Annotated in this window: 22 protein-coding genes and 1 tRNA gene; 7 read left to right on the top strand and 16 right to left on the bottom strand. The window is 64.3% G+C overall.

Annotated features, from left to right (window positions below; translation table 11 throughout):
* The first annotated feature begins 113 nt into the window (after nt 1-113).
* Nucleotides 114-1,130: a LacI family DNA-binding transcriptional regulator gene (locus NEK97_RS08310; protein ID WP_257369328.1), complete on the top strand. Its 1,017-nt coding sequence runs from the start codon at nt 114-116 to the stop codon at nt 1,128-1,130.
* Nucleotides 1,131-1,150: 20 nt separating this feature from the next.
* Here NEK97_RS08310 and NEK97_RS08315 read toward each other — a convergent pair whose 3' ends face one another.
* From NEK97_RS08315 to araB, 4 genes are read right to left on the bottom strand one after another with little or no spacing between them, the layout of a single operon-like run.
* Nucleotides 1,151-2,047 (bottom strand): aldose 1-epimerase family protein, encoded by an 897-nt coding sequence (locus NEK97_RS08315; RefSeq protein WP_257369329.1) that lies wholly within the window; start codon nt 2,045-2,047, stop codon nt 1,151-1,153.
* Nucleotides 2,044-3,564 carry an L-arabinose isomerase gene (gene araA / locus NEK97_RS08320; protein ID WP_257369330.1) on the bottom strand — a complete coding sequence of 507 codons (1,521 nt, stop codon included), beginning with the start codon at nt 3,562-3,564 and terminating at the stop codon, nt 2,044-2,046. Before araA ends, NEK97_RS08315 begins: the two co-directional genes overlap by 4 nt.
* A 48-nt stretch (nt 3,565-3,612) precedes the next feature.
* Complete coding sequence (locus NEK97_RS08325; RefSeq protein ID WP_257369331.1) at nt 3,613-4,320, bottom strand: L-ribulose-5-phosphate 4-epimerase; 708 nt, start codon at nt 4,318-4,320, stop codon at nt 3,613-3,615.
* The gene (gene araB, locus NEK97_RS08330; RefSeq protein ID WP_257369332.1) at nt 4,317-6,059 is read right to left on the bottom strand and encodes a ribulokinase; all 1,743 of its coding nucleotides are present in this window, start codon (nt 6,057-6,059) and stop codon (nt 4,317-4,319) included. Before araB ends, NEK97_RS08325 begins: the two co-directional genes overlap by 4 nt.
* A gap of 184 nt (nt 6,060-6,243) precedes the next feature.
* Here araB and NEK97_RS08335 point away from each other — a divergent pair, with 184 nt between their 5' ends.
* Nucleotides 6,244-6,684: a hypothetical protein gene (locus NEK97_RS08335; RefSeq protein ID WP_257369333.1), complete on the top strand. Its 441-nt coding sequence runs from the start codon at nt 6,244-6,246 to the stop codon at nt 6,682-6,684.
* Between the two features lie 24 nt (nt 6,685-6,708).
* Here the strand turns inward: NEK97_RS08335 and NEK97_RS08340 are convergent, their stop codons facing one another.
* From NEK97_RS08340 to xylA, 3 genes are all read right to left on the bottom strand, one after another.
* A complete protein-coding gene (locus NEK97_RS08340; RefSeq protein ID WP_257369716.1) occupies nt 6,709-7,695 on the bottom strand; it encodes a LacI family DNA-binding transcriptional regulator in 987 nt (328 codons plus the stop codon).
* 69 nt (nt 7,696-7,764) lie between these two features.
* Nucleotides 7,765-9,195 (bottom strand): xylulokinase, encoded by a 1,431-nt coding sequence (gene xylB / locus NEK97_RS08345; RefSeq protein ID WP_257369335.1) that lies wholly within the window; start codon nt 9,193-9,195, stop codon nt 7,765-7,767.
* An 82-nt stretch (nt 9,196-9,277) separates the two neighbouring features.
* Nucleotides 9,278-10,465, bottom strand: a complete 1,188-nt coding sequence (gene xylA, locus NEK97_RS08350) for a xylose isomerase (RefSeq protein ID WP_257369336.1) — start codon at nt 10,463-10,465, stop codon at nt 9,278-9,280.
* An 81-nt stretch (nt 10,466-10,546) separates the two neighbouring features.
* On the opposite strand from xylA, the gene NEK97_RS08355 reads away from it, so the two are divergent.
* The 3 genes from NEK97_RS08355 (at nt 10,547) to NEK97_RS08365 (ending at nt 13,223) form a co-directional block, all read left to right on the top strand.
* A complete protein-coding gene (locus tag NEK97_RS08355) occupies nt 10,547-11,815 on the top strand; it encodes an ROK family transcriptional regulator (RefSeq protein ID WP_257369717.1) in 1,269 nt (422 codons plus the stop codon).
* A gap of 105 nt (nt 11,816-11,920) precedes the next feature.
* On the top strand, nt 11,921-13,000 hold the full coding sequence (locus NEK97_RS08360) for a YihY/virulence factor BrkB family protein (protein ID WP_257369338.1): 1,080 nt from the start codon (nt 11,921-11,923) through the stop codon (nt 12,998-13,000).
* A complete protein-coding gene (locus NEK97_RS08365; protein WP_257369718.1) occupies nt 12,972-13,223 on the top strand; it encodes a hypothetical protein in 252 nt (83 codons plus the stop codon). The genes NEK97_RS08360 and NEK97_RS08365 overlap by 29 nt, the downstream gene beginning before the upstream one ends.
* Nucleotides 13,224-13,296: 73 nt before the next feature.
* Here the strand turns inward: NEK97_RS08365 and NEK97_RS08370 are convergent, their stop codons facing one another.
* From NEK97_RS08370 to NEK97_RS08380, 3 genes are read right to left on the bottom strand one after another with little or no spacing between them, the layout of a single operon-like run.
* The gene (locus NEK97_RS08370) at nt 13,297-14,139 is read right to left on the bottom strand and encodes a sugar phosphate isomerase/epimerase (protein ID WP_257369339.1); all 843 of its coding nucleotides are present in this window, start codon (nt 14,137-14,139) and stop codon (nt 13,297-13,299) included.
* Entirely contained in the window at nt 14,136-15,350 is a 1,215-nt protein-coding gene (locus tag NEK97_RS08375; RefSeq protein WP_257369341.1) for a dihydrodipicolinate synthase family protein, read from the bottom strand. The genes NEK97_RS08370 and NEK97_RS08375 overlap by 4 nt, the downstream gene beginning before the upstream one ends.
* Entirely contained in the window at nt 15,350-16,519 is a 1,170-nt protein-coding gene (locus NEK97_RS08380; RefSeq protein ID WP_166842176.1) for a Gfo/Idh/MocA family protein, read from the bottom strand. Before NEK97_RS08380 ends, NEK97_RS08375 begins: the two co-directional genes overlap by 1 nt.
* A 199-nt stretch (nt 16,520-16,718) precedes the next feature.
* Between NEK97_RS08380 and NEK97_RS08385 the strand changes: the two genes are divergently transcribed.
* Entirely contained in the window at nt 16,719-17,756 is a 1,038-nt protein-coding gene (locus NEK97_RS08385) for a LacI family DNA-binding transcriptional regulator (RefSeq protein ID WP_257369342.1), read from the top strand.
* 90 nt (nt 17,757-17,846) lie between these two features.
* Here NEK97_RS08385 and NEK97_RS08390 read toward each other — a convergent pair whose 3' ends face one another.
* The 3 genes from NEK97_RS08390 to NEK97_RS08400 all read right to left on the bottom strand — a co-directional run bounded on the left by NEK97_RS08390 (nt 17,847) and on the right by NEK97_RS08400 (nt 20,539).
* Nucleotides 17,847-18,620, bottom strand: a complete 774-nt coding sequence (locus tag NEK97_RS08390) for a sugar phosphate isomerase/epimerase (RefSeq protein ID WP_257369343.1) — start codon at nt 18,618-18,620, stop codon at nt 17,847-17,849.
* 449 nt (nt 18,621-19,069) lie between these two features.
* Nucleotides 19,070-19,636 carry a GNAT family N-acetyltransferase gene (locus NEK97_RS08395; protein ID WP_257369344.1) on the bottom strand — a complete coding sequence of 189 codons (567 nt, stop codon included), beginning with the start codon at nt 19,634-19,636 and terminating at the stop codon, nt 19,070-19,072.
* Between the two features lie 48 nt (nt 19,637-19,684).
* Entirely contained in the window at nt 19,685-20,539 is an 855-nt protein-coding gene (locus NEK97_RS08400; protein ID WP_024818365.1) for a LysR substrate-binding domain-containing protein, read from the bottom strand.
* 166 nt (nt 20,540-20,705) lie between these two features.
* On the opposite strand from NEK97_RS08400, the gene NEK97_RS08405 reads away from it, so the two are divergent.
* Nucleotides 20,706-22,106 (top strand): MFS transporter, encoded by a 1,401-nt coding sequence (locus tag NEK97_RS08405; RefSeq protein WP_235517884.1) that lies wholly within the window; start codon nt 20,706-20,708, stop codon nt 22,104-22,106.
* Nucleotides 22,107-22,157: 51 nt separating this feature from the next.
* Here NEK97_RS08405 and NEK97_RS08410 read toward each other — a convergent pair whose 3' ends face one another.
* The 3 genes from NEK97_RS08410 to NEK97_RS08420 all read right to left on the bottom strand — a co-directional run bounded on the left by NEK97_RS08410 (nt 22,158) and on the right by NEK97_RS08420 (nt 23,731).
* The gene (locus tag NEK97_RS08410) at nt 22,158-23,315 is read right to left on the bottom strand and encodes a N(5)-(carboxyethyl)ornithine synthase (RefSeq protein WP_235517883.1); all 1,158 of its coding nucleotides are present in this window, start codon (nt 23,313-23,315) and stop codon (nt 22,158-22,160) included.
* A complete protein-coding gene (locus NEK97_RS08415; RefSeq protein WP_011776304.1) occupies nt 23,312-23,446 on the bottom strand; it encodes a hypothetical protein in 135 nt (44 codons plus the stop codon). The genes NEK97_RS08410 and NEK97_RS08415 overlap by 4 nt, the downstream gene beginning before the upstream one ends.
* Before the next feature lie 211 nt (nt 23,447-23,657).
* Nucleotides 23,658-23,731 (bottom strand) — tRNA-Gly (locus NEK97_RS08420).
* Nucleotides 23,732-23,760: the final 29 nt, after the last annotated feature.

A 23,760-nucleotide genomic window follows, 5' to 3' on the forward strand; every position in this document is an offset into this window, starting at 1 on the left:
GGGTTACTCGTCTTTGAATCGTTTCATTTGTTACGATTCAAATTACCCTCGGAAACGGGAGGGTGTCAAGGCGTTTCCAGCACTTTGACTTCGGCCCACGGAGATCGGAAAGCATGTCCACGACAGCCAGCATCAAAGACGTTGCCACCCATGCACAGGTAGCCGTGGGAACTGTTTCCAACGTGCTGAATTATCCGGACCGCGTTTCCCAGCGGACCAAGGAGCGGGTCCTCAAATCCATCGCTGAGCTGGGTTTCGTACGCAACGACGCCGCCCGCCAACTCCGGGCAGGACAAAGCCGGACCATCGGCCTGATTGTGCTCGATGTCGGAAACCCCTTCTTCTCCTCCGTGGCCCGTGCGGCTGAGGACGCAGCTACGGCCCTGGGAAGCGTGGTGCTGGTGGGGGACAGCGGCCAGGACGCTTCCCGCGAAGCGCACTACATGGACTTGTTCCAGGAACAACGGGTCCAGGGCCTGCTGATCTCGCCCGTCGGCGATGTGGGCCAGCGGATCGATACGCTTCGCGAACGCGGAGTGCCTACCGTCCTGGTGGATGAACTGGCCGACACCGGGCGGTGCAGCTCAGTATCCGTTGATGACCAGGAAGGCGGATATTTGGCCGCCAAGCATCTGCTGGACATTGGCCGCCGTCGTTTGGCCTTTGTCGGAACGCCGACCATCCGCCAGGTGGCCAGCCGACTCAAGGGCGCGCAGCGCGCCGTCGCCGAAGTTTCCGGAGCCAGCATCGAGGTGCTCGACTCCGAGGGGCAGACCGTCCTGACAGGCCGCAAAGTGGGCAACAGCCTGGTGGAACGTTCTCCGGAAAAGCGCCCGGAAGCTGTCTTCTGCTCGAACGATCTCCTGGCCCTGGGCGTCATGCAGTCCCTGACCATGCTGCGGACAGTCCGGATTCCGGAGGACATTGCTTTGATCGGCTATGACGACATCGATTTCGCCATCTCCGCTGTAGTGCCGCTGTCCTCGATCCGCCAGCCCACGGAAGCGCTCGGCCGCACGGCGATCGAGCTGCTCGCGGAAGAACAGGAGAGCGGCGGAACCAAGCATCGGGCCGTGGTGTTCACGCCCGAGCTGGTGGTCCGCCAAAGCACCGCGGGCTTAGGAAGCTAGCGCCCGGCCTGGTTGGATGCCTACAGCGCGTAGATGCTCCACGCTGCTGTGTGTTCAGCCCCGGGCTCAAGCCGGATCAGGTCTGTCCCGCTGTTGAAAGCGTCGGGCGGGCACGTCATGGGTTCCACTGCCAGGCCGATCCGGTTGGGGATGGGTGCGGGCTTGTCGGCTGTGTGGATCTGCAGCCATGGGCAGCTTTCGTCCCATGACATTCCGACGCCGGTGCCCGCCGGGTCCCGCACGGACAACCGCGCCAGCCCGCCGTCGAACGTTATGCCCGTAAAGGCGTGATCGATCTCGGTGCTGCCGATGGCGCGCGGAGCGCGGAAATCGAACTCATGACCTGCCACGGGTGCCAATGAAAGCGGCAGCAGCCTGTCCGGCGTGACCTCCAGGAGCGAGTCCGCGGCGAAATCCAGGACCCACTCATCCAGCGGCGACGAACCGGCCACAAGGTATGGGTGCGGGCAGACTCCGTAGGGTGCTGCCACGTCCGCGGCATTCACAGCCGTTACGGAAGCGTGCAGCCCGGAATCGTCCAGCACGTACCGGGCCGAAAGTTCCAGGGCGAACGGGTAACCCGCGGTCGGACCTACCGTGCACGTCAAGGTGACCGAACCGGCGTCGGACTCCTTAATTGTCCAGTCGAGCGGGAAGGCGAGGCCGTGCAAAGCCGTGCCGCGCTCCGGTTCGTTGACCGGCAACTGGTGCGTGACGCCGTCAAAGCTGTACCTGCCATCCGCGATCCTGTTGGGCCACGGTGCAGCGATGATGCCGCGATAGTCCGGGATGGGTCCACCCTGGGGAAACTGGACCACCAGGTCCCGGCCGTGGAACTGCAGGACGCGGAGCGCAGCCGCGCGGGCGGTCACAACAGCCGTGTAACCGCCCGCGCTTAGCGTGAATTCAGTGCTCACAGGCCGCCGGCCAACTTGTAATAGGCGGCGTTCCAGGCGAGTTCCTTCTTGAACTGTTTGATGGTGGTGTCCTGGTCGATGGTCAGGAGTTCGGTCTTGGCGATTTCGGCGAAGTCCTCGAATACCTCCAGGCCCACCTGCGTGGACAATACCGTGTGGTGCGCCGCGCCGGCGGTGAGCCACGCGGCGGCCGAGGTAGCGAAGTTGGGCTTGGGTTCCCACAGCGCGCGGGCCACCGGGAGGTTGGGCAGCGGCTGGTCAAGGTCGACGACGTCCACCACGTTCGCCACCAAGCGGAAGCGATCGCGCATGTCGGACAGGGCCACCACCACGCCGGGGCCGGCGTCGGTGTCGAAGACCATGCGGACGGGATCTTCCTTGCCGCCAATACCCAGCGGGTGGATCTCAACGCGCGGCTTCTTGGCGGTCAGCGACGGGCAAACCTCCAACATGTGCGCGCCCAGGATCTTCTCGCTGCCGGGCTCCAAGTGATACGTGTAGTCCTCCATCAGCGATGCGCCGCCGGGCAGATCCCCACCCATGACCTTGGCCGCGCGGACCAGGATGGCGGTCTTCCAGTCACCCTCGGCACCGAACCCGTAGCCATCGGCCATAAGACGCTGGACGGCCATGCCGGGGAGCTGGCGCAGTTCGCCCAGGTCCTCGAAGGACGTGGTGAAGGCCGCAGAGCCGTTGGCTTCCAGGAAGCTGCGCAGTCCCAGCTCGATGCGTGCACTGTAGCGCAGCGACTCGTGGCGGTCGCCCCCTGCCTTGAGTTCGTCAACCACCTCGTAAAGGCGTTCGTACTCCGCGACCAAAGCGTCGACGTCGGATTCCGCGGCGCCGTGGACAGCCTCGGCGAGCTCATTCACGGACCAGGTGTTCACCGAGACGCCGAAGCGCAGCTCGGCCTCGGTCTTATCGCCTTCGGTGACTGCGACGTTGCGCATGTTGTCACCGAAGCGGGTGAGCTTCAGCGTGCGGACGGCGGCCCACCCGGCGGAGGCGCGCTGCCAGGCACCCACCTGGCGGGCTACCTCGGGGTTGCTGACATGCCCGACGACGGTCTTCCGCGGCACGCCCAGGCGGGACTGGATGTACCCGAACTCGCGGTCGCCGTGAGCTGCCTGGTTGAGGTTCATGAAGTCGAAGTCGATGTCAGCCCACGGCAGGTCCCGGTTGGCCTGGGTGTGCAGGTGCAGCAAGGGCTTGCGCAGTGCGTCCAGGCCCTGGATCCACATCTTGGCGGGGCTGAACGTGTGCATCCATGCGGTCACGCCGATCACGGAATCGTTGGAGTTCGCTTCCAGTGCGGTGCGGCGGATGGCGTCCGAGTCGGTGAGGACCGGCTTCCAGACGAGTTTGACCGGGACGTCGTTGCTGGCGTTGAGGGCGTTGGCAATCTCCTGCGACTGCGCTGCGACCTGCTTGAGGACGTCCTCGCCGTAGAGGTGCTGGCTGCCGGTGAGGAACCAGACCTCGTACTGCTCAAGTGACGTGTTGTTGGCCTTTGCCATGGGGGTGCTCCTGGGGTTGTGTTCTTGTCCGGGCTGGCTGCTGAGGGCTTAGCGGCCGTAAACGTTTTGGTAGCGGTCGTACAGCGATTCGATCTTGGCCCGGTCAATGGGAAGGGGTTCTCCCAGCTGCCGGGATATGTGTACGGTCCGGGCCACTTCCTCGCACATGACAGCGGCCTTGACCGCGGACCGGGCGTCCTTGCCGATGGTGAACGGCCCGTGGTTCTGCATCAGCACCGCTGGTGAATTGGAGTTTTTGAGCGTCTCGACAATGCCTTGGCCGATCGAATCGTCTCCGATCAGTGCGAACGGCCCTACCGGGATGGGGCCACCGAATTCGTCGCCCATCATGGTCAGGACGCAAGGGATTTCCTCACCGCGGGCAGCCCACGCCGTGGCGTAGGTGGAATGCGTGTGCACCACGCCCCCAACCTCGGGCATGTGCCGGTAGACGTAGGCGTGCGCGGCTGTGTCCGAGGACGGCGAAAGATCCGGATTTCCCCAGTCAACGGTGCCCGCGCTGCCGGTGTTCATGCCCCGGATCGGTGTGCCGTACAGGTCGGTGACCACCATGAGCTCCGGCGTGAGGTCATCATAGGAAACCCCGGAGGGCTTGATGACCATCAGGTCGTGGCCCGGGATGCGGCCCGAGACGTTCCCGGCGGTCCACACCACCAGTTCATACCTGGTGAGTTCTGCATGGAGTTCGCAGACTTCCTTGCGGACCCTCGCGATGGTGTCCAGGAGCGCGCTCATGCGGACACCCGCTCAGCTTCGTCAGTGGAAGGGTTCGACGCCGGTTCGGTCACCGTCGCGGCGCCCTGCGCCTCGCGCTGGATCGCCTTGAGTCGGTGCATGACATTGTTGGTTCCGCGGCCGAAGTAGTCGTGCAGTGTCCTGTATTCCTGGAAGAGGACGTCGTACGCGGCAACGTTTTCAGGAATGGGCGTGTACACCGCGCCCGGAGCTGCGGCCATGGATGCGGCGGCCTCGCGGATGTCCTTGTACTTCCCGGCAGCGACTGCAGCGTGGATCGCCGAGCCGAGCGCGGGTCCTTGCTCAGAGCCGATCGTGGAGAGTTGCAAGCCGGTGATATCCGCGTAGACCTGCATGAGGAAGGTGTTCTTCAGCAGGCCGCCGGCAACGATGAACTCCTTGACCGGGACGCCGGAATCGCGGAAGGCATCCACGATGGTGCGGGTGCCGAACGCCGTGGCCTCCAGCAGGGCCCGGTAAGTGTCCTCAGGCTTGGTGGCCAGGGTTTGGCCCACCACAATGCCTGAAAGTTCGTGGTCAACCAGCACCGAACGGTTGCCCGAGTGCCAGTCCAAGGCGATGAGGCCATGCTCGCCAATGGCCTGCTTCTCCGCGAGTCCGGTCAGGTACTCGTGGATGTTTTTGCCTTCGGCCGCGGCGGCCTGGTGGTATTCGGGAGGAACACCGTTCTTGGTGAACCAACCGAAGATGTCGCCCACTCCGGACTGGCCTGCCTCGTAACCCCACAGGCCGTCAACGATTCCGCCGTCAACGACGCCACACATGCCCGGGACCTCGCGCAGGACGTCGCCGTTCATGACATGGCACGTGGAAGTACCCATGATGGCAACAAGCTGCCCAGGCTCCACGGCATTGGCTGCCGGTGCGCTCACGTGCGCGTCAACGTTTCCCACGGCTACGGCAATCCCTGCCGGAAGCCCCGTCCATGCGGCGGCTTCTTCCGTGAGCTGTCCGGCGGCCTCGCCCAAACGGCCGATGGTGTGCTCGAGTTTGCTGCTGACGAAGTCCTTGAAGTCAGGATTAAGCGCTGCCAGGAAATCTTCCGACGGGTACTTTCCATCCTGGTAGATGCCCTTGTATCCAGCGGTGCAGGCGTTCCGGACGTAGCTTCCGCACAGCTGCCAGACGATCCAGTCGGCGGCCTCAACCCAGTGGTCCATGGCGCCGTAGACTTCGGGGTCCTCTTCCAGGAGCTGCAAACCCTTGGCGAATTCCCACTCGGAGGAGATCAGGCCGCCGTAGCGGGGGAGCCAGGATTCGCCGCGCTTTTCAGCAAGCTGGTTGATGCGGTCCGCTTGGGGCTGGGCGGCGTGGTGGCGCCACAGCTTCACGAATGCGTGGGGTCGGTCAGCGAAGCGTTCCAGTTCGTTCAGCGGCGTGCCGTCCGCCGTCGTCGGAACCATGGTGCAGGCGGTGAAGTCAGTGGCGATGCCCACCACGTTCTTCGGGTCGATGCCGGCATCGGCGACGGCGGCCGGTACAGCATTGCGCAGGACGTCGCGGTAGTCGTTGGGGACCTGGAGCGCCCAGTCGGCGGGCAAGCGCTGGCCGCTGACGGGAAGCTTTTCCGTGACCACGGCATGCGGGTATTCGAACACGCCGCTGCCGAGCTCGGCGCCGTCCGAGACACGAATGACGACGGCGCGGCCGGACAGGGTGCCGTAGTCCACGCCGATGACGAATTGCTCATCGAGCGGGGAATTTTCTGAGGTATTCATGAGGTCTCCATCCGGCTGGCCAGGGCCTCATTGCCGGGGTTCGGGGTGGAAAAGTGAAGAAGGTCTGATGCAATTGTTAGCGCTCACAACTTTGATGTCAAGAGCGGTTCGCCGCTGTGTCCAAGTCCGCCCACGGGTAGGCTGGCAAGACAAACTGTTTGGGGGAACATTGAGGTACCGCGAGATGAAGTCCGCTGCCGCCGCTGTGGCGCTCCTGCTGCTCGCCGGGTTGCTTGCCGGGTGCTCCGGCTACTCCGGGATTGCGGCCGTACAACGGCCCGCCGAGGCAAAAGATGCACTACCCGCCGGTATTCGGAGCGAAAAGCCTGACTTGCCTTCAGACTTCCGGCTTTTGGCCGAGGACAACCGGGTTAAGTACTTCGCAGCAGAAAGCCCCGAGCGCACGACGGCCTGCATCGCTGCCTACCCCGTCGACAAGCCGGACCAATGGATGCTGGCTTGTTCCGATGGGATTACCGGTGAACGGGAAATCGTAACCACCAGCCACATGGGACAGCCCACCGTAAAGCTGGTAACAACCGGGTTCGACACCAAGGCCCTCGAATCAGAGGGCTGGCGCAAGGTTCACGCCAATGTTTTGGTGGGGGCCGTGGCCAACCCCTAAGCCTGCCCCTCGGCAGGGTCCGGGCTAGGCGGTTCGGGCCTGGGCGGTGGTGGAGCGGACAACCAGGCGAGGCGTGACCGTCGCCGGCGCCTGCGATGCGCCCTTGTCCAAGTGCTCGAGCAGCAGATCGATGCAGCGCTGGCCCAACTCTTCGAAGTCCTGCGCAACGGTGGTCAGTGGCGGAATGAAGTACGCGGATTCCGGCTGGTCATCGAAGCCCACCACACTGATGTCGGCGGGAACCTGGACGCCGGTCTCATTGAAGGCCCGCAGGACCCCCAGGGCCATCTGGTCGTTGGCAACAAAAAGAGCCGTCATTGAGCGCTCCGCCGCGATCTTCAGGCCTTCGCGATAACCGCATTCAGCACTCCAATCGCCCTCGATCAGTGTGGCTGGCTCAAGCCCCGCTTCAGCCAAAGTGTCCCGCCAGCCGTCGATGCGTGCCGCCGCGTCGATCCAATCGGCGGGCCCGGACAAGTGGCCGATCTGCGTGTGGCCAAGGTCCAGAAGGTGTTGGACGGCCAACCGGGCGCCCTGCCGTTGGTCGACTGTGGCGCCGCTGAGGTTCTCGTCGCCCACCGACCCGACGGCTACCAGCGGAACCTGGGCTGTAATGTCCCGCAGGACGTCGAAAGTTCCAGGGTGTGGCACCGTCACCACAATGCCGTCCACGCCCTGGTCCATGAAGTGCGCGATGGCGTCCTTGATGGTTTCCGGGGTGACCTCGCGCAGGCCTGCAACGCTGACGAAATAGCCGGCATCCCTCGCAGCCTGCTGAACGCCCAGCAGTGTGTGGGATGGTCCGTACTGCGCCAGCTCACTGCCGAGCACTCCAATGGTTTGGGAGCGCCGCGTCACCAGGCTGCGGGCGGCTACGTTGCGGCGGTAACCCAGATCGGTGATGGCCTGTTCGACGCGCTCGCGGGTCTTGGAACTCACGTTGGGGTGGTTGTTGAGCACCCGTGAAACGGTCTGATGGGACACCCCGGCAACGCGGGCGACGTCTTCCATGACCGGCGGGCGGGTTGGTGCAGTTCGTTCAGAGCTCACCCTGTCACGATAGAGCACTGGCCACGATGATCAGCCGATGGCCGCCCTTGCGGCGTAATGCCGGTACCTCTTAAGAATGGCAGCGGGCGCGTCGCCGTTCCGTGCGCTCACGTTCACGCCTTCCACCGGCCAGTCAGGCAACGTGCCCGCCAGGACACCCGCTGCCTGTCGCGCCGCACCGTCCGCAACGTACTCACCCGGCTTTGGCACGAACACCGGAACATCGAATGCAGCGGCGGCCACTTGCTGGACGGCTTCTGATTGTGCGCCCCCGCCCACCAGGATGATGCGCTGGGCTTCGACACCCTGGGCCTGGAGGGCGGCCAGGCCATCGGCGAGTGAGCACACCACGCCCTCGACTGCGGCCCGGGCCAGGTTGGCAGGGGTGTAGTTGGAGAGGGTAAGTCCGTGGAGCGAGCCGGTGGCGTTCGGCAGGTTGGGTGTCCGCTCGCCCTCGAAATACGGCACCATGGTCAGTCCACCGGATCCCTCCGGCGCGGTCAACGCCAGCTCCCCCAGTTCCTGGAGCGTTACTCCCAGCAAAGCGGCGGTGGAGTCAAAAATCCGTGTGGCGTTGAGCGTGCACGCCAGCGGAAGGTAATTCCCGGTGGCATCAGCGAAACCAGCCACCAGCCCGCTGGCGTCGCGTGAGGAAACATCCGAGACGGCGAATACTGTCCCTGATGTCCCAATGGATATGACCACATCGCCGACTCCGGCATTGACACCCAGGCCCGCGGCAGCGTTATCGCCGGCACCCGGCCCGATCAAAACACCGTCCCGAGTCTTGCCTGCCACTTCCAAAGGCCCCACGACGGTAGGCAGCACCGGCACGTGCCCCAGCGTGCTTCGAAGTACTTCGGGAAGATACTCGCCGGTGGTGGCCGAAAAGTAGCCGGTGCCGGAGGCATCGGACCTGTCGGTGCGGAGGAGCTCCAGCGACGCAGGCCCTGTTCCGGGACCGTTACCTGCCAAGCGCCAAGACAGCCAATCATGGGGAAGGCACACCGCGGCCGTACGGGCGGCGTTTTCTGGCTCATTGCGGGCCAACCAGCGCAGCTTGGTGGCCGTCAATGAAGCGACCGGCACGGTTCCCGTGCTGCTTGCCCACTGGGCGGCACCGGCCACTGAATCGCCATCACCGGCCTCGCGGATGAGATCCTCGGCATCCGGTGCTGAACGTGTGTCGTTCCACAGCAGGGCCGGGCGAACAACCTCTCCGGATTCGTCCAGGCACACCATGCCATGCTGCTGCCCACCGATGGAGACGGCGTCCACATCATCGAAACCGCCCGCGTCCGTGATCGCTTCCTGCAGCGCAGTCCACCAGTGCTCAGGGTGAACCTCGCTTCCCTCCGGATGGGAAGCCCGGCCTTGTCGCACCAAGGCGCCTGTGGCTGAGTCCCGGATGATCACCTTGCAGGACTGGGTGGAGCTGTCTATCCCGGCTACGAGTGGCATGGGTAAATCCTTTGGGGGACATACCGGACGCGCCCTCAAAACAGGGGCACGTCCGGCATGGATGGTGGTGGACGGGAGTGGCTTAGCGGGCGCCGAGGAGGTGCTCGATGGCCAACTGGTTGAGGCGGACGAAGGCGAACGAGCGCTCCGCGGCCTGGTCGGCGTCGAACGTTTCGAAAGCGCTGGCATCAGCCAGCAGGTCCGCGGTGGTCTCGCCGGCGCCAAGAGTCGGCTCGCCCAGCTCGAACACGCCTGAGGTGGCCAGTGCTTCCTGGACCTCGGGATCCGCGCGGAACGCAAGCGCACGCTCCTTGAGCAGGAGGTACATGGACATGTTGGACTTTGCGGATTCCCAAACGCCGTCGTAACCGTCAGTGCGGGACGGCTTGTAGTCGAAGTGGCGTGGGCCGTCATACTTCGGTCCGCCGTTCGGGAAGCCGTTCTCCAGGAGGTCCACGGTAAAGAAGGCGCTGGTGAGGTCGCCGTGGCCGAAAACAAGGTCTTGGTCGTACTTGATTCCACGCTGGCCGTTGAGGTCGATGTGGAAAAGCTTTCCGGCCCACAGGGCCTGTGCGATGCCGTGGGTGAAGTTCAGGCCCGCCATCTGCTCGTGGCCCGTCTCGGGGTTGAGGCCCACGATGTCACCGTGTTCCAGCTGCGCGATGAACGCCAGACCGTGGCCGACAGTGGGAAGGAAGATGTCGCCACGGGGTTCGTTCGGCTTGGGCTCCAGGGCGATCCGGAGGCCGTAACCCTTCTCCTTGATATAGCCGGCCGCTGTGTCAACGCCTTCCTTCATGCGGTCCAGTGCGGCGGAAAGGTCCTTCGAACCGTCATATTCGCTGCCTTCGCGGCCGCCCCACATCACGAACGTCTCGGCGCCAAGCTCGGCGGCGAGGTCGATGTTGCGGAGGATCTTGCTCAGGGCGAAGCGACGGATGGAGCGGTCGTTCGACGTGAAGCCGCCGTCCTTGAAGACGGGGTGGCTGAAGAGGTTGGTCGTCACCATGGGTGTCTTCAAGCCGGTCTCGGCCAGTGCGGCCTTGAAGTTCTTCAGGATCAGTTCGCGTTCGGAGGCCGTGGCATCGAAGGGGATCAGGTCATTGTCGTGGAAAGTGATGCCGTAGGCGCCGAGCTCGCTGAGCTTGTGCACGGCTTCTACCGGGTCCAGGGCCGGGCGGGTTGCGACGCCGAATGGGTCCGCGCCAGTCCAGCCAACGGTCCAAAGGCCAAAGGTGAAACGGTCCTGGGGGGTGGGCTGCAGGGTCATTTTGCTCCTTTGCAAAGCACTGGGAAGGGACGGAAAGTCATGCCCTCCAATTAGTTTTCAATCTGAACTATATGGGGGATGATGGATTATGGTCAATGGAAGCCGGCAAAAAGTTTTTCGAATCCGCAGGGAGGTCCCATACCCGTGATTGACGCAACCGCGCCGGGGCGCGTAGGTGATGTCCGCCGTCGTAATCTTTCGCTCGTGCTGGACTCCATTGCCAAGACGGGCGATGCCAAGCCCAGCCGCGCGCAGCTTGCCGCCGGAACCGGACTTACCAAGGCTGCGGTGTCCAGCCTTGTCGCCGATCTCGTGGAGTCGGGGCTGGTCGCCGAGGTGGGCCTCTACCGCGACGGCGAGCGGGGGAGGCCTGGCCAGGGCCTGGAGCTCAGTTCCCGGCGCGGCGTGATCGGCATGGAAATCAACGTGGATTACCTGGCTGTAGGCGTGGTGGACCTCGGTGGCAACCTGCGCTTCCATTCAAGTGTTGAGTCGCCCAACCGGGGCTTGGGGCCGGCGACGGTGATGGAGCGTCTCGGCGCCTTGGCGGCCGAGGCGAAGGCTGCTGCGGCCGCCGAAGGCATAGCCATCCTCGGTGGCGGCCTGGCTGTCCCCGGGCTGGTGGACGAGCAGCGAAGCGTCGTCCTGTCCGCCCCCAACCTGCATTGGGAAAATGAGCCGTTGAATCCACGGGCCCTCCTGGAGGGGGCCCCGCTTGGAGTGCGGTTGTCCAATGAGGCCAACAGTGCAGCGCTGGGCGAACTTTGGTATGGCGGCGGCCCCGCTGACTTTCTCTACGTATCCGGAGAAGTGGGTGTAGGCGGCGGCGTCATCATCGCGTCCGAGCTGTACACGGGGCCGGGTGGCTCCGCGGGAGAGTTGGGGCATATCGTAGTGAACCCGGATGGACCGTCCTGTTCGTGTGGCGGGGCGGGGTGCCTGGAAACCTTCGCTGGCCAAGAGGCGATATTCGAGGCGGCGGGCATTCCGCCCGGCGCGTTGGAGGAGCGCGCTGAGTTGCTGCTCGCGGCTCTTCGGCAGCGGGATCCGCAGGCCAGGAAGGCAGTCGACGACGCCGGGCGGTACCTGGGCGTCGCCCTTGCCTCCTCTGCCCGGTTGATGGATATCGAAGCAGTAGTGCTCGGCGGACATTTTGCCACGCTGGGAGAGTGGCTGCGCCCGGCCCTGTTGGCCAGTCTGGAGCGCCATGCGCCGGGGCTTTTGGATCCGAGGAACCTGACCTTGTCCAGCCTGGAGCATTCCGGAACCCTTCTGGGAGCTGCCGGCCAGGTGATCCGCTCCGTGATTGAGTCGCCCTTCGAGTTCCTGCTGGCGGCGAAGCTGGCATAGATTCCGGGTTGAAAGTCGGCGTGGGTTCTTCCTAAAGAATCATCAGCATGCTTAGTATTGATGGGTCAGTTGTTCGCGCAACCTACCCCCACGGACGAGTGCCCCATGACTACACAAGATTCAGCCCACACAAGCACTGCGAAGGCGCGGACCGCACCTTCCCCGGAAGACTCGCGCAAGCCGGACAGTCCCAACGACCTCGCCAAGCCCACTTGGATGTACATCGCCAAGAGGACCCTCCGGGAGTTCACTAAGGACCAGTGCCCGGACGCTGCGGCAGGCTTGACGTACTACGGTGTGCTCGCGCTCTTCCCCGCCCTCCTTGCCTTGGTTTCGCTTCTCGGCATATTTGGCGATGCAGGCAAGACCACGTCGGCATTGCTGGACATCGTCCAGCAATTTGCTCCCGGACCGGGCGTTGACACCCTCCGAAAGCCCATCGAGGAGCTGACCCAGTCCAATGCGGCCGGCTTCGCCCTCTTCTTCGGGATCGTGGTGGCCCTATGGTCGGCCTCCGGCTATGTTTCCGCTTTTAGCCGCGCAATGAACCGCGTCTACGAAGTGGACGAAGGGCGCGGCTTCATCAAGCTCCGCGGCACGATGCTGGCAGTTACCGTCGTTGCGGTGGTGGGTGCTGCGCTGGCCGCGGCCATGCTGGTCCTCAGCGGGCCGGTCGCGGAAGCGATCGGTGGTGCCATTGGATTATCCGAGACGTTCCTGACGGTCTGGAACATCGCAAAATGGCCGGTGCTCATCGTCATTGTCGTCGCAATTATCGCAGTGCTCTACTACTTCACTCCCAACGTCAAGCAGCCTAAGTTCCGTTGGATGAGCATGGGCTCCCTCATCGCCCTGGTGATTTTCGCCTTGGCCTCACTGGGTTTCGGCTTCTACGTTGCCAACTTCAGCAACTACAACAAGACCTATGGTGCCCTGGCGGGTGTGATCATCATGTTGCTGTGGCTCTGGATCCTGAACATGTCCTTGCTGTTCGGCGCCGAATTCGACGCCGAGATGGAGCGTGGCCGCCAGCTGCAGGGTGGCATTGAAGCTGAAGAGAGCATTCAGCTGCCGCCCCGCGACACCAAGAAGAGCGACAAGATGCAGGAAAAGGAAGATGAAATTGTCAGGACCGGAGAGGAAATCCGTGAAAATCATGGCCAGGAACCGCGGAAAGACAAGTAGCCGGAACCCTGCCGCCGACGCCGTCACAACCAAGCTCAAAGCGATCAAGCACGGGGATAGCGTGAAGATCCGGAGCGAGGTATTCCGGGTCCGTTCGGTGCAGTCCACGGGAGACTCCTCGAACATCACCCTGGAACTGCAAGGGCCCGACGGCGGTTCGGTCACCTTTATCGGTCTGCCGAAGGCCCGGCTGGAGCTGGCAGGAAGCGGGCCCCTGCCGTGACCGTGGCAGGGACCCGCTGGCTTTGAAGCGATCCTCCCGCGGAGCTTAGGGCATCCGCGGGAGGATCACGTAGTTACGCGAACGGGAGGACGAGCTCCGCGTAGCGCTGCTTCATGGTTTCCAGGACGCTGTCCCCATCGGCATCCCAGATCTCCTGGTTAAAGATTTCAACCTCAATGTCGCCCCTGTATCCGGCGTCCCTGACCCAGGCACCGATGGTCGCGAAGTCGATGACGCCGTCGCCCATCATGCCGCGGGACAACAGCGCGTCAGCGGCGATCGGCAGGTTGAAATCGCACACCTGGTAGGACGCGATGCGGTTCTCCCGGCCAGCACGTTCAATCTGGGCCTTGAGTTCCGGATCCCACCAGACGTGGAAGGTGTCGACGGCGACGCCAACAGCCCTTGCGTCGTAAGGCGCCGCGAGATCGAGTGCCTGGCCCAAAGTGGAGATCAGGGCGCGGTCAGCGGCGTACATCGGGTGCAGGGGTTCAAGAACCAAGCGGACGCCGTTCTCGGAAGCAAAGGGAACCAGCTCTTCCAGGCGATCGGCCACGCGTTGACGGGCCGCAACCACATCCTTTTCGCCGGGGGCGAGGCCACCCACCACCAGGAACAGCTCCTGGGTGTCGAGCGCTACTGCTTCGCGGACGGCGTCGAAGTTGTCTGCCAGAGCGGCGGCCTGTCCTTCGGCATCGGCCGCTGTAAGGAAACCGCCGCGGCACAGCGAGGAAACCCGGAGCCCGGCGTCCTTGATGAGCTTGGCTGCTTTGTCCAAGCCAGACTCGGCCACGCGGTCACGCCAAGGGCCAATCGCGGGAATGCCGGCGCGGGCACAGCCGTCGACGGCCTCGGCAAGTGTCCACTTCTTGGTGGTGGCGCTGTTCAAGGACAGTCGCGAGAAATCGGTGCTCATGCGCCTACTCCGTTGATCCGGAGGTAGTCCGACATGCGGAAGGCTGCCAGTGACGGATCCTTCAACAATCCTGCCTTGTCCGCCAGTTCGAAGGTCTTGGCCAGGTGCAGGACCGACCGGCCGGAGTGGAGCCCGCCCACCATCTGGAAACCGGGCTGCTTTCCGTTGAGCCAGGACATGAACGCGATCCCGGTTTTGTAGTAGAACGTGGGGGCGCTGAAGATGTGCTTCCCGAGCTCGCGGGTGGAGTCCAGGATGGCGCGGCCCTCGGCGCCCTGACCGGCGTCGTACTTCTGCAACGCAACCGAAGCGGCCGGGTAGATGGCGGCGAAGATGCCCAGGAGGGCGTCCGAGTGGTGCGTCTCGTCGCCGTCGATCAGTTCCGGGTAGTTGAAGTCGTCTCCGGTGTAGAGGCGGACGCCTTCCGGCAGGTTGGCGCGGAGGGCGACCTCGTGGGAAGCATCCAGCAGCGAAACCTTGACGCCGTCAACCTTGTCCGAGTGCTCGCGGATCAGGCTAAGGAACGTTTCGGTGGCGACGGAGACGTCATCGGAGCCCCAATACCCGGCCAGTGCGGGGTCGAACATGGTGCCGAGCCAGTGCAGGATGACGGGCTGGTCAACTTCCTGCAGGAGCGTGGAGTAGACGTGCAGATAGTCGTCCGCGCTGGTAGCCACCTGGGCCAATGCGCGGGATGCCATGAGGATGACTTTCGGTCCGGCCTCGCTGACGACGGCGATCTGCTCACGGTAGGCGTCGATGACGGCCTGGATTCCCGCTGCCCCGGGAGGGAGCGCCGAAATGTCCATCTGGTCGGTGCCCGCCCCGCAGGAAACGAGGTCCCGCACGGACTTGCCGGCCGTCGCCGCATTGTTGCCGGCCACGACCGAAGCGGCCTCGGCACCTGTGCGCTTGATGAGCTGCTGGGTTGCTGCCCAGTCCAGGCCCATGCCGCGTTGGGCGGTATCCATGGCGTCAGCAACGCCCAAGCCGTAGGACCACAGCTCGTGCCGGTACGCCAGGGTGGCGTCCCAGTCGAGCTGTGCAGGAGCGCCGGGGGTGTTGTCTGCGGACACTTCGGGAGTGACGTGCGCTGCGGCGTAGGCGCGGCGGGCGGTCAGGGGAGCGGTCGGCTTGGCCCACGATGTGGCTGCCTGGAGGCGGTACTCGCGGGTGCCGCCGTCGTCTGTGGGAAGAATCAGTGACGTCATTAGAGGGTGATCTCCGGGATGTCGATGGTGCGGCGTTCAGCCGAGGACTGCAGGCCGAGTTCGGCCAGCTGCACGCCGCGGGCTGCGGACAGCAGGCCGAAGCGGTGCTCACGGCCGGCGACGACGTCGCGCAGGAATTCTTCCCACTGCAGCTTGAAGCCGTTGTCCAGCTCGGCGTTGGCGGGAACTTCCTGCCACTGGCTTCGGAAGGATTCGGTGACGGGCAGGTCCGGGTTCCAGACTGGCTTGGGGGTGTGGGCGCGCTGCTGTGCAACGCACTTGTTCAAACCGGCGACGGCGGAACCGTGCGTGCCGTCGATCTGGAACTCAACCAGTTCGTCGCGGTAGACGCGGACCGCCCAGGAAGAGTTGATCTGGCCGATGACGTCGTCGCCGCCCGGGGTTTCGAGCTCGAAGATGCCGTAGGAGGCGTCGTCTGCGGTGGCCTTGTATTCCTTGCCGGCCTCGTCCCAACGGGCGGGGATGTGCGTGGCTGTCTTGGCGTTGACGCTCTTGACCTTGCCGATGATGCCTTCAAGGACGTAGTTCCAGTGGCAGAACATGTCCGTGGTCATTCCGCCGCCGTCTTCCTTGCGGTAGTTCCAGGAGGGGCGCTGTGCAGCCTGCACGTCGCCTTCGAAGACCCAGTAGCCGAACTCGCCACGGATGGAGAGGATGCGGCCGAAGAACCCTTCGTCCACCAGGCGGCGAAGCTTGACCAGGCCGGGGAGGTACAGCTTGTCGTGCACAACGCCTGCGGTGACGCCGGCTTCCTTGCCGATCTGTGCGAGCTCGATGGCCTCTTCGAGGGTTTCGGCCGTGGGCTTCTCGGTGAAGATGTGCTTGCCGGCGCGCATGGCCTTCTTCAGGGTGGCGGCGCGGAGGCTGGTCATGGAAGCGTCGAAGATGATGTCCACGGTGGGATCGGCGATGACGGCATCCAGATCGGTGGTCCATTCGGAAACCTTGTGGAGCTCGGCGAGTTCGCGGATCTTCGCTTCGTTGCGGCCTACGAGGATCGGTTCGACCTGGACCTTGGTGCCGTCCTCAAGGGTAAAACCCCCGGCGTCGCGGATGGGAAGGATGGACCGCAGCAAGTGCTGGCGGTATCCCATGCGGCCGGTGATGCCATTCATGGCGATGCGGATCGTCTTTGTTTCGAAACCCATGTTTTCTCTCCAGTACCTTGTGTGCCGGTCGCTCTGCGGTTGCCGGTGCTTGCTTTTGCATGTGTGGGAAAGCGCATTCCCATTGCAAAGAATCATGCACCATGGCGCGACAGCTTGGCAAGCGCTTTCCCGAATTCGCGTATGCCCTGACATAATTTCCCTAGCGCCAGTCCCGACGCCTGCAGACAAGGAGGGCCCCGTGGCCGCCAGCACACTCAGTGAAGTTGCCCGTTTAGCCGGAGTTTCCCTGGCCACAGCTTCCCGGGTCCTCAACGGCTCATCCCGCAAGCCCGCGGAGGACATCGCGGAGCGCGTCCGCGAGGCCGCCGACAAACTTGGCTATGTCCCCAATGCGCAGGCCCAGGCGCTCGCGAAGTCCAGTTCAGGTTTGATCGGCCTGGTTGTCCACGACATTGCCGATCCATACTTCTCGGCAATAGCCCGCGGAGTGCAGGAAGCCGCGCGGCAGCAGAACCGCATGGTGCTGCTGGCAAGCACCTCCGGTACCCCCTCGGATGAGCGCGAGGCCGTAGCAGCCTTCGCTGCCCGCCGCGCGGACTCCATCGTCATTGCCGGTTCACGCTCCGTGCGGGCCGAGGACCGGCAGGGCAACGCCGAGCTCGCCGCTGAGTTGGATCGGTACTGCCGTAACGGCGGACATGTGGGCGTGGTGGGGCACCCTGTCGTCGGCGCTTCCGCCTCGGAGGGCTACCACGTAGTGAAGGTCCCCAACGAGGAACTCGCGGCTGGCCTTGCCGCAGAACTGGCTGCCTCCCACGAGGGCCCGTTCCTGATCATCGCAGGCCCTGAAGGCCTGTACACCTCCGACGACAGGGTCCGCGGATTCCAGCGCGGACTCGCCGACGCCGGCAGGGCACCGGCCGAGGTTATCCGCACCGGCTTCAACCGCGCCGGAGGATACGACGCCGGCCTGGCGCTCGCGGAACGCATCAAGTCTTCCGAAGAGCGGCTCTGCATCTTCGCGGTCAACGACGTCATGGCTATCGGAGTCACAGCGGCGCTGCGGCCGGAAGGGGTGTGGATTCCCCGCGATGCCACCATTGCGGGCTTTGACGATATCGAGACCCTGCGCGACTTCCGGCCGGCGTTGTCCACGGTCCACCTGCCGCTTGAGGACATTGGCCGGCTCGCTGCCGGAGACCCGGATACGCCACCTGTCAGCGGCGTGGTCAAGCTTCGCCGCAGTACTGAGGCCCCGTCGCGGAATCCCGCATAACCATGCCGCCGCGCGGGCGACCCGGGCATTCGCGGTGATTACCGACGTCGGGCGTTCCGGTGTGGTTCCGCCGGGCACGCGGCGTTCGCGCTAGTCCTCGCCCAGGGTGATGGTGTGCAGAAACGCGGCGTCATTGAGGACGTTCTCCGGGAGGTCGTCCTCGACGAATTCCAACATGATGTCCATATCTTTGCCGTTGCCCCGCAGGACGTCGGTGACGGTCTGCCATAGCAACTTGCGGTTCCGCAGGGGGAACCGTTCGGCTTCGGGCCCCCAGGAGAAGCAGTGGACGCCCACCACGTGCGGCAGGATTTGGTGGAGCGAGTCGAGTGCCTGCTGGTCGGAAAGCCCGACGGCGGGTTGCCAGTAGGTGCCGACGTTGGCGTGGTTGACGCGGTCCAGCAACTCGAGGGTGGTGCCGGGGAAGTCGGTGAGGGTGTTGCCGTGGTATTCGAAGGCGATGCCGATCCCGTGCTCGGCCCCGAGGTCGGCAATACGCTGGGTGTCTGTCACCACCGAGTCCCAGTGCTCCGGGCCGGCACCCTCGGATCCGAGTTCCCCGGCCCATACCCGGACCCTGGGGGCGCCCAGTGCGGTGGCTAGATCCAAGGCCCGTCCGAAATCTCCGAAAGCACCGCATCGGTAGTACGAGCCAAGCGACAAGACCCTGAGCCCCGCTTCCTCCGTCGCGCGTTTGGCGTGGGCGGCTGATTCCGTGTCACTGACGTGCACATCGGTGCCCCATTCGATGCCAGCCAGGCCAGCCTCGGCGGAAGCCCGCACAACGTCGTCGATCCCGTGCGCTCTGAGGGTGACGGAACAGATGCCGGGCGTGAGGTCAGCCAACGTGGTGAGGTCGATCATGCTTCACAGGATACCGGGAATGCGCTTACCCAGTAAGGCCGTATCGCCTGCTGAACATTTGCGCCGCGCCCGTTCGCGCCCCGTGCGCCCGGTACGCCCGGGCGCCGCATCCGTTTGCGCCCTGTGCGCCGGAGGTTACTGGTGCGAACGGCGGGAGGGGTTGCCGCGGAGAGGGTGCGCGGGCATGCCGCGCCCTTTCCCGCCCCGTGCGCTGGGTACGCCCGGATACCGCGCCCGTTCGCGCCCGGTGCGCCCGGTGCGCCCGGATACCGCACCCGTTTGCGCCCCGTGCGCCGGAGGTTACTGGTGCGAACGGCGGGAAAGGTTGCCGCGGAGAGGGTGCGCGGACGTGCCGCACCCGTTCCCGCCCCGTGCGCTGGGTACGCCCGGACGCCGCACCCGTTGGCACCTCGTACGTCCGGTTTACGGACGTGCCGCGCACACACACGCTACAGCTGGAACCAGTAACGCCGGATCGCCTCGGTGACTCCCAACTCCGGGGCAAAACTCTCCGGTGGCCGGACGCTTTCAAGAACGCCGCCGCACGCCTCGATGGTGCGGGCCGACGCCACGTTCGGCTGCTTGCAGGTCACGAGCACTCGTTCCATGCCGAGGTCACGACCCTCCAGAAGGGCGCTTTTCAGTGCTAGTTTGGCGAGCCCCCGGCCCCGCGCACTGGGCCGGATGCCGTAGCCGATGTTGCCTCCCACCTCAACGAGGTAGTCATTGACCAACGAGTGCCTGAGGCTGGCAGCCCCCATGTACGCGTTGCCCTCGACAACCCAGATGGTGGTCTGGTTGGCCAAGCCTTCGGGAGGTTGGAAGCTCTCCTTGGGCAACTCGTGCAGCAGGCCAACCCATTCCGCGAAGTCGCTGCTGTCGCGGAGATCCAGGCCGTACCTCGCGGCCACAAAAGCCGCCGAGCCATCCTGATTAAGGGTCCCCCACTCGTTCCAGCTGTCCACCCAGGAAGCATGGAAGTTTGCGGACGGCCTCGTGAGCTTGGCGTCAATCATTGGGTGAGCGTACTACGGCCGCGTCAACGGGACCGGCACACGTGGCCATTAATTCGACTTACTCAGCGTCCGGCCCATGATGGCCTGGGTCAGGGCATCGATCACTTCGGCGTTGGCCAGCGGGTTGCGGATCAGGGTGAAGTCGACATCCCCCACCGGCGGCAGTCCAAACCGCTGGGTGATGACTTTCAGGTCCTCCGGAACCAGTGATGCCGGCATCACGGCGACGCCGATGCCTGCCCGGACCGCAGCCAGGACACCGCTGATCTGCTTGGTACTGCACGTGATCCGCCAGGTGCGGCCCTCGGCTTCCAGCGCATCTATAGCCAGCTTCCGGCTCAGGCTGGGAGCCGGATAGGCGATAAGGGGAACCGGAGCTCCAGGTTCCAGCACGGTCTGCTCGACGCCAACCCAGGCGAAGTTGTCATGCCGGACTACTGTGCCTTCCTTGGCGCCGGCCACCCACTTTACGAATACAAGGTCAAGCTGCCCGGCGTTGAGTCGCTTGTAGAGCTGGTCGCTCTGGCTGACGGTGAGCTCGAGGTTGATTTGCGGGTACAGCTGCCGGAACTCGCGGAGGATGCGGGGGAGGCCCGTGATGGCAAGGTCGTCGGCGGTTCCAAATCGGAGTCGGCCGCGCATGGCAGAACCCGAAAAGTATCGTGCGGCGGAGTCGTGGGCGGCAAGGATACTTCGGGCAAAGCCGGCCATGGCGTCACCGTTGTCCGTCAGCCTGACTTCGCGGGTATCGCGGGCCACAAGCACCCGTTTCGCGGCAGCCTCGAGCTTACGGACGTGCTGGCTGACCGTCGGTTGCGCAAGTCCCAGACGCTCTGCGGCTTTGGTGAAACTCAGCGTCTCTGCGACGGCCAAGAAGGAACGGAGCTGGACAGGTTCGAACACGGAACTCCTAAAGCGCAGGTCAACGCCGGGCCGGAGCACTGCGCCACCGAACACCGCTCATTGCATTCCGCAATGCTAGTTATAGGCGCAATACGCTTCCATAATTGCTGCTGGCAACCATAGCGTTAAACGCATCCCACCGAAACTCTCCATCCGAGGACTACTTTTGGCACCCCCACCGCCTTCAGCGGCACACGTCAGCCAGCCCGTCATCGATTCTCTGTCCGCCCGTCCCTTGCCGGACACAAACCAACCGGACACCGTCACCCAGCCACTCGCCGTCGTGAGTGAAAAGCTGCCCTGGCGGCATACCTTCATCTCCCTGAAGGTCCCCAACTTCAGGATTTTCGCGATCGGCCACTTCATCGCCGTGATCGCCATCTGGATGCAGCGCATCGCCCAGGACTGGATGGTGCTGGAACTTTCCGGTTCCGTCACCGCTGTCGGAATTACCGTGGCGCTGCAGTTCATGCCGTCGCTTTTCCTGGGACCGTGGGGCGGCATGATTGCCGACCGTTTCCCCAAACGGAAGATCCTCATTATCTGCCAGTCGGCAGCTGCGGTGCTGGCTGCCTTGTTGGCCGTGCTGTCACTGAGCCAGCGGGTTGAGGTCTGGCACGTGTATGCCATTGCCCTGGCGTTGGGCTTCGTGACGGTCCTCGACCAACCGGCACGGCAGGTCTTCGTCAATGAACTCGTCGGGCCAAAATACCTGCGCAACGCCATCAGCGTGAACTCAACGACCTTCCAGCTCGGCGGCCTGATCGGGCCGGCCCTGGCCGGTGTGCTGCTCACCGCCGTGGGTGCGGGCTGGGCCTTCGCCGCCAACGCGGTTGCGTGCTGCTCCACCGTGACCATGCTGCTCATCTTGCGCAAGGACCAACTGCACCTCAGCCAGCCCACACCGCGCAAGAAGGGCATGCTGCGCGAAGGCCTGAACTATGCGCTCAGCAAGCCCACCATCTACTGGCCTTGGCTTATGGCGGGCTTCGTCGCAGTTTTCGCGATGAGCCTTCCGGTGCTGTTGGCGGCTTTTGCGGACCACGTGTACGACGCCGGCGCCGGAGGCTACGGCCTGCTGAACGCGATGGTTGCGCTCGGTGCACTGACCGGCGCGGTGGCGTCCACCCGACGTCGGCAGTTGCGGTTACGTTCGGTGGTCACGTCCGCCGGGTTGTACGGCCTGATGCTCTGCCTGTCCTCGATCATGCCGTCCATGGTGTGGTTCAGCGTCATCATGGTGCTCGCCGGATTCTGGTGCCTGATGTTCCTGACCGCCGCCAACCAGATGGTGCAGACCAGCTCCAACATGAGCATCCGCGGCCGCGTCATGAGCCTGTACCTCGTGGTGCTGATCGGTGGCCAGGCCATCGGCGGCCCCATGATGGGTTGGCTCGCCGAACACCTCGGTCCGCACCTGGCTATTTTGATAGCGGGCGGCGTGCCGGCCATCGCGGCCGCGGTAGTCGCCGTCGTACTGGCCAGGAAGTCGTCCTTGCACCTGAAGGTAGACCTGCGCGACCGGCGCCGGGTGCTGCGGATTGTGCAGGAGCCCCAGACGGCTTAACAGGGAAAGCAGCGCCGGCGGTGAACCGCCGGCGCTGCCTTCTGTTTGGTGCTACGACGTTGCGAGGTGCGGGTACTCCGCCGAGCGACCCTGGAACTCCAGGACGTCCAAGTTGCGGATGACGCCGTCGCGGATTTCGATGGCGCGGCTGATGGTCTCGTTGGCATCCCACGCGTCCGGTCCCGCCACCACAGTGTCCAAGAAGGGCAACAAAGCCTCGCTGATTTCCCAGCTGGCCGAGTTCCACAGGTAGGACGGACTGTGGTCCACGGCGTAGTAGTTGACGTGCCCGCCCACGCGGAACATCGGCTCGTCGAACGTGGTGGTCCGCGCCCAGCTGAAGCCCATGCCTTCGTCGCAGGACACATCCACGATCAAGCTGTCCGGCTGGAATTCCGCCAGGTCCTCGGTTCGCAAGTATGTCAGCGGCGCGTTCGGGTCCTGCAGGGTGCAATTGACCACGATGTCGGCCGCCGCAAGGAAGGGCGCCAACGGCTTGCGACCGTTGTTCGTGATGACTTCGCTGAGGAACGGGGCCTTACTGTCATGGTCGAACTGTACGATTCGAACTGAATGGATCGGCGATCCCACGGCAGCGACACCCCGGTTGGTCAGGACCTGCACATCGTGGACGCCATGGGCGTTCAACGCGGTGACGGCACCGCGGGCAGTGGCCCCGAAACCGATGACCACCGCACTCAAGCGCCGGCCGTAGTCGCCCGTGGAACCCGTCAGGGCCAAGGCATGCAGCACGGAGCAGTACCCGGCGAGTTCGTTGTTCTTGTGAAAGACGTGAAGGCCAAAACCGCCGTCCCCTGCCCAATGGTTCATTGCCTCGAAGGCAATGAGCGTGAGCTTCTTATCTATCGCCAACTGGGTGATAGCCCGGTCCTGCACGCAGTGAGGCCATCCCCACAACGTTTGGCCGTCGCGGAGTTCGGCCAAATCCTGGGCCTGCGGCTTCGGGAGCAGGATGACGTCGCTGTTGGCGATCAACTCCTCGCGCGTCCCGAGCCCGCCCACCAAAGATTCAAGTTTGCTGTCCGGGACGCCGAACCGTTCGCCGTAGCCGTATTCGAACCGGAGCTGTTGACGCACTTCCGGAGCAATGCGCTCCAAATGCTGGGGATGGATGGGCAGGCGGCGCTCATTGGGCTTCAGCGAGGAAGCGAGGACGCCTATGCTCAGCTGGCCAGTTGGCGCGGTCACTTCTTGTTGCCGGTGGAAGGCTTCGCGGCCTCGGTGGCGGAGGACTCGGAAGCCCGCTTGTCCGCCCGCTTTTCCTTGATGGACTTACTGGACTTTTTCGATGCAGTTTGGCGCGGTGATTTGTCGCCCATGATGGCTCCCTTAGAGCGGAGTCGACATGACTCCTGACTCCTGACGATACACCTCCGCGGAACACGCTGTGGCCGGGGTCACTGGGGATCTGCGCGCAAGGGAGAGGTGAGCCTCGGGCAGGCGGCCCGCGGGGCGGTCAGCCTCGGGCAGGCGGCCGGAGATCAGGCCTGGGACAGAAGAAACCCCGGATCGCTGGATCAGGGGTTTCCTTGGAGCGGGCGACGGGAATCGAACCCGCGTATCGAGCTTGGGAAGCTAGCGCTCTACCATTGAGCTACGCCCGCACTGCCCCGGGAAAATCCCCTGAGCGAGT

Source organism: Paenarthrobacter sp. UW852 (genome assembly GCF_024608385.1).
In the GTDB taxonomy this organism is placed as follows: domain Bacteria; phylum Actinomycetota; class Actinomycetes; order Actinomycetales; family Micrococcaceae; genus Arthrobacter.

What these genes read in the sequence shown, in the direction of transcription:
- NEK97_RS08390 (WP_257369343.1), bottom strand. Translation starts at nt 18,620, where the DNA reads ATGATCGACCTCACCACGTTGGCTGACCTCACGCCCGGCATCTGTTCC.
- NEK97_RS08395 (WP_257369344.1), bottom strand. Translation starts at nt 19,636, where the DNA reads ATGATTGACGCCAAGCTCACGAGGCCGTCCGCAAACTTCCATGCTTCC.
- NEK97_RS08310 (WP_257369328.1), top strand. Translation starts at nt 114, where the DNA reads ATGTCCACGACAGCCAGCATCAAAGACGTTGCCACCCATGCACAGGTA.
- NEK97_RS08340 (WP_257369716.1), bottom strand. Translation starts at nt 7,695, where the DNA reads ATGGAAGACGTCGCCCGCGTTGCCGGGGTGTCCCATCAGACCGTTTCA.
- xylB (WP_257369335.1), bottom strand. Translation starts at nt 9,195, where the DNA reads ATGCCACTCGTAGCCGGGATAGACAGCTCCACCCAGTCCTGCAAGGTG.
- NEK97_RS08355 (WP_257369717.1), top strand. Translation starts at nt 10,547, where the DNA reads ATGGATTATGGTCAATGGAAGCCGGCAAAAAGTTTTTCGAATCCGCAG.
- NEK97_RS08325 (WP_257369331.1), bottom strand. Translation starts at nt 4,320, where the DNA reads ATGAGCGCGCTCCTGGACACCATCGCGAGGGTCCGCAAGGAAGTCTGC.
- NEK97_RS08370 (WP_257369339.1), bottom strand. Translation starts at nt 14,139, where the DNA reads ATGAGCACCGATTTCTCGCGACTGTCCTTGAACAGCGCCACCACCAAG.
- araA (WP_257369330.1), bottom strand. Translation starts at nt 3,564, where the DNA reads ATGGCAAAGGCCAACAACACGTCACTTGAGCAGTACGAGGTCTGGTTC.
- NEK97_RS08380 (WP_166842176.1), bottom strand. Translation starts at nt 16,519, where the DNA reads ATGGGTTTCGAAACAAAGACGATCCGCATCGCCATGAATGGCATCACC.
- NEK97_RS08375 (WP_257369341.1), bottom strand. Translation starts at nt 15,350, where the DNA reads ATGACGTCACTGATTCTTCCCACAGACGACGGCGGCACCCGCGAGTAC.
- NEK97_RS08415 (WP_011776304.1), bottom strand. Translation starts at nt 23,446, where the DNA reads ATGGGCGACAAATCACCGCGCCAAACTGCATCGAAAAAGTCCAGTAAG.
- NEK97_RS08335 (WP_257369333.1), top strand. Translation starts at nt 6,244, where the DNA reads ATGAAGTCCGCTGCCGCCGCTGTGGCGCTCCTGCTGCTCGCCGGGTTG.
- xylA (WP_257369336.1), bottom strand. Translation starts at nt 10,465, where the DNA reads ATGACCCTGCAGCCCACCCCCCAGGACCGTTTCACCTTTGGCCTTTGG.
- NEK97_RS08365 (WP_257369718.1), top strand. Translation starts at nt 12,972, where the DNA reads ATGGCCAGGAACCGCGGAAAGACAAGTAGCCGGAACCCTGCCGCCGAC.
- araB (WP_257369332.1), bottom strand. Translation starts at nt 6,059, where the DNA reads ATGAATACCTCAGAAAATTCCCCGCTCGATGAGCAATTCGTCATCGGC.
- NEK97_RS08360 (WP_257369338.1), top strand. Translation starts at nt 11,921, where the DNA reads ATGACTACACAAGATTCAGCCCACACAAGCACTGCGAAGGCGCGGACC.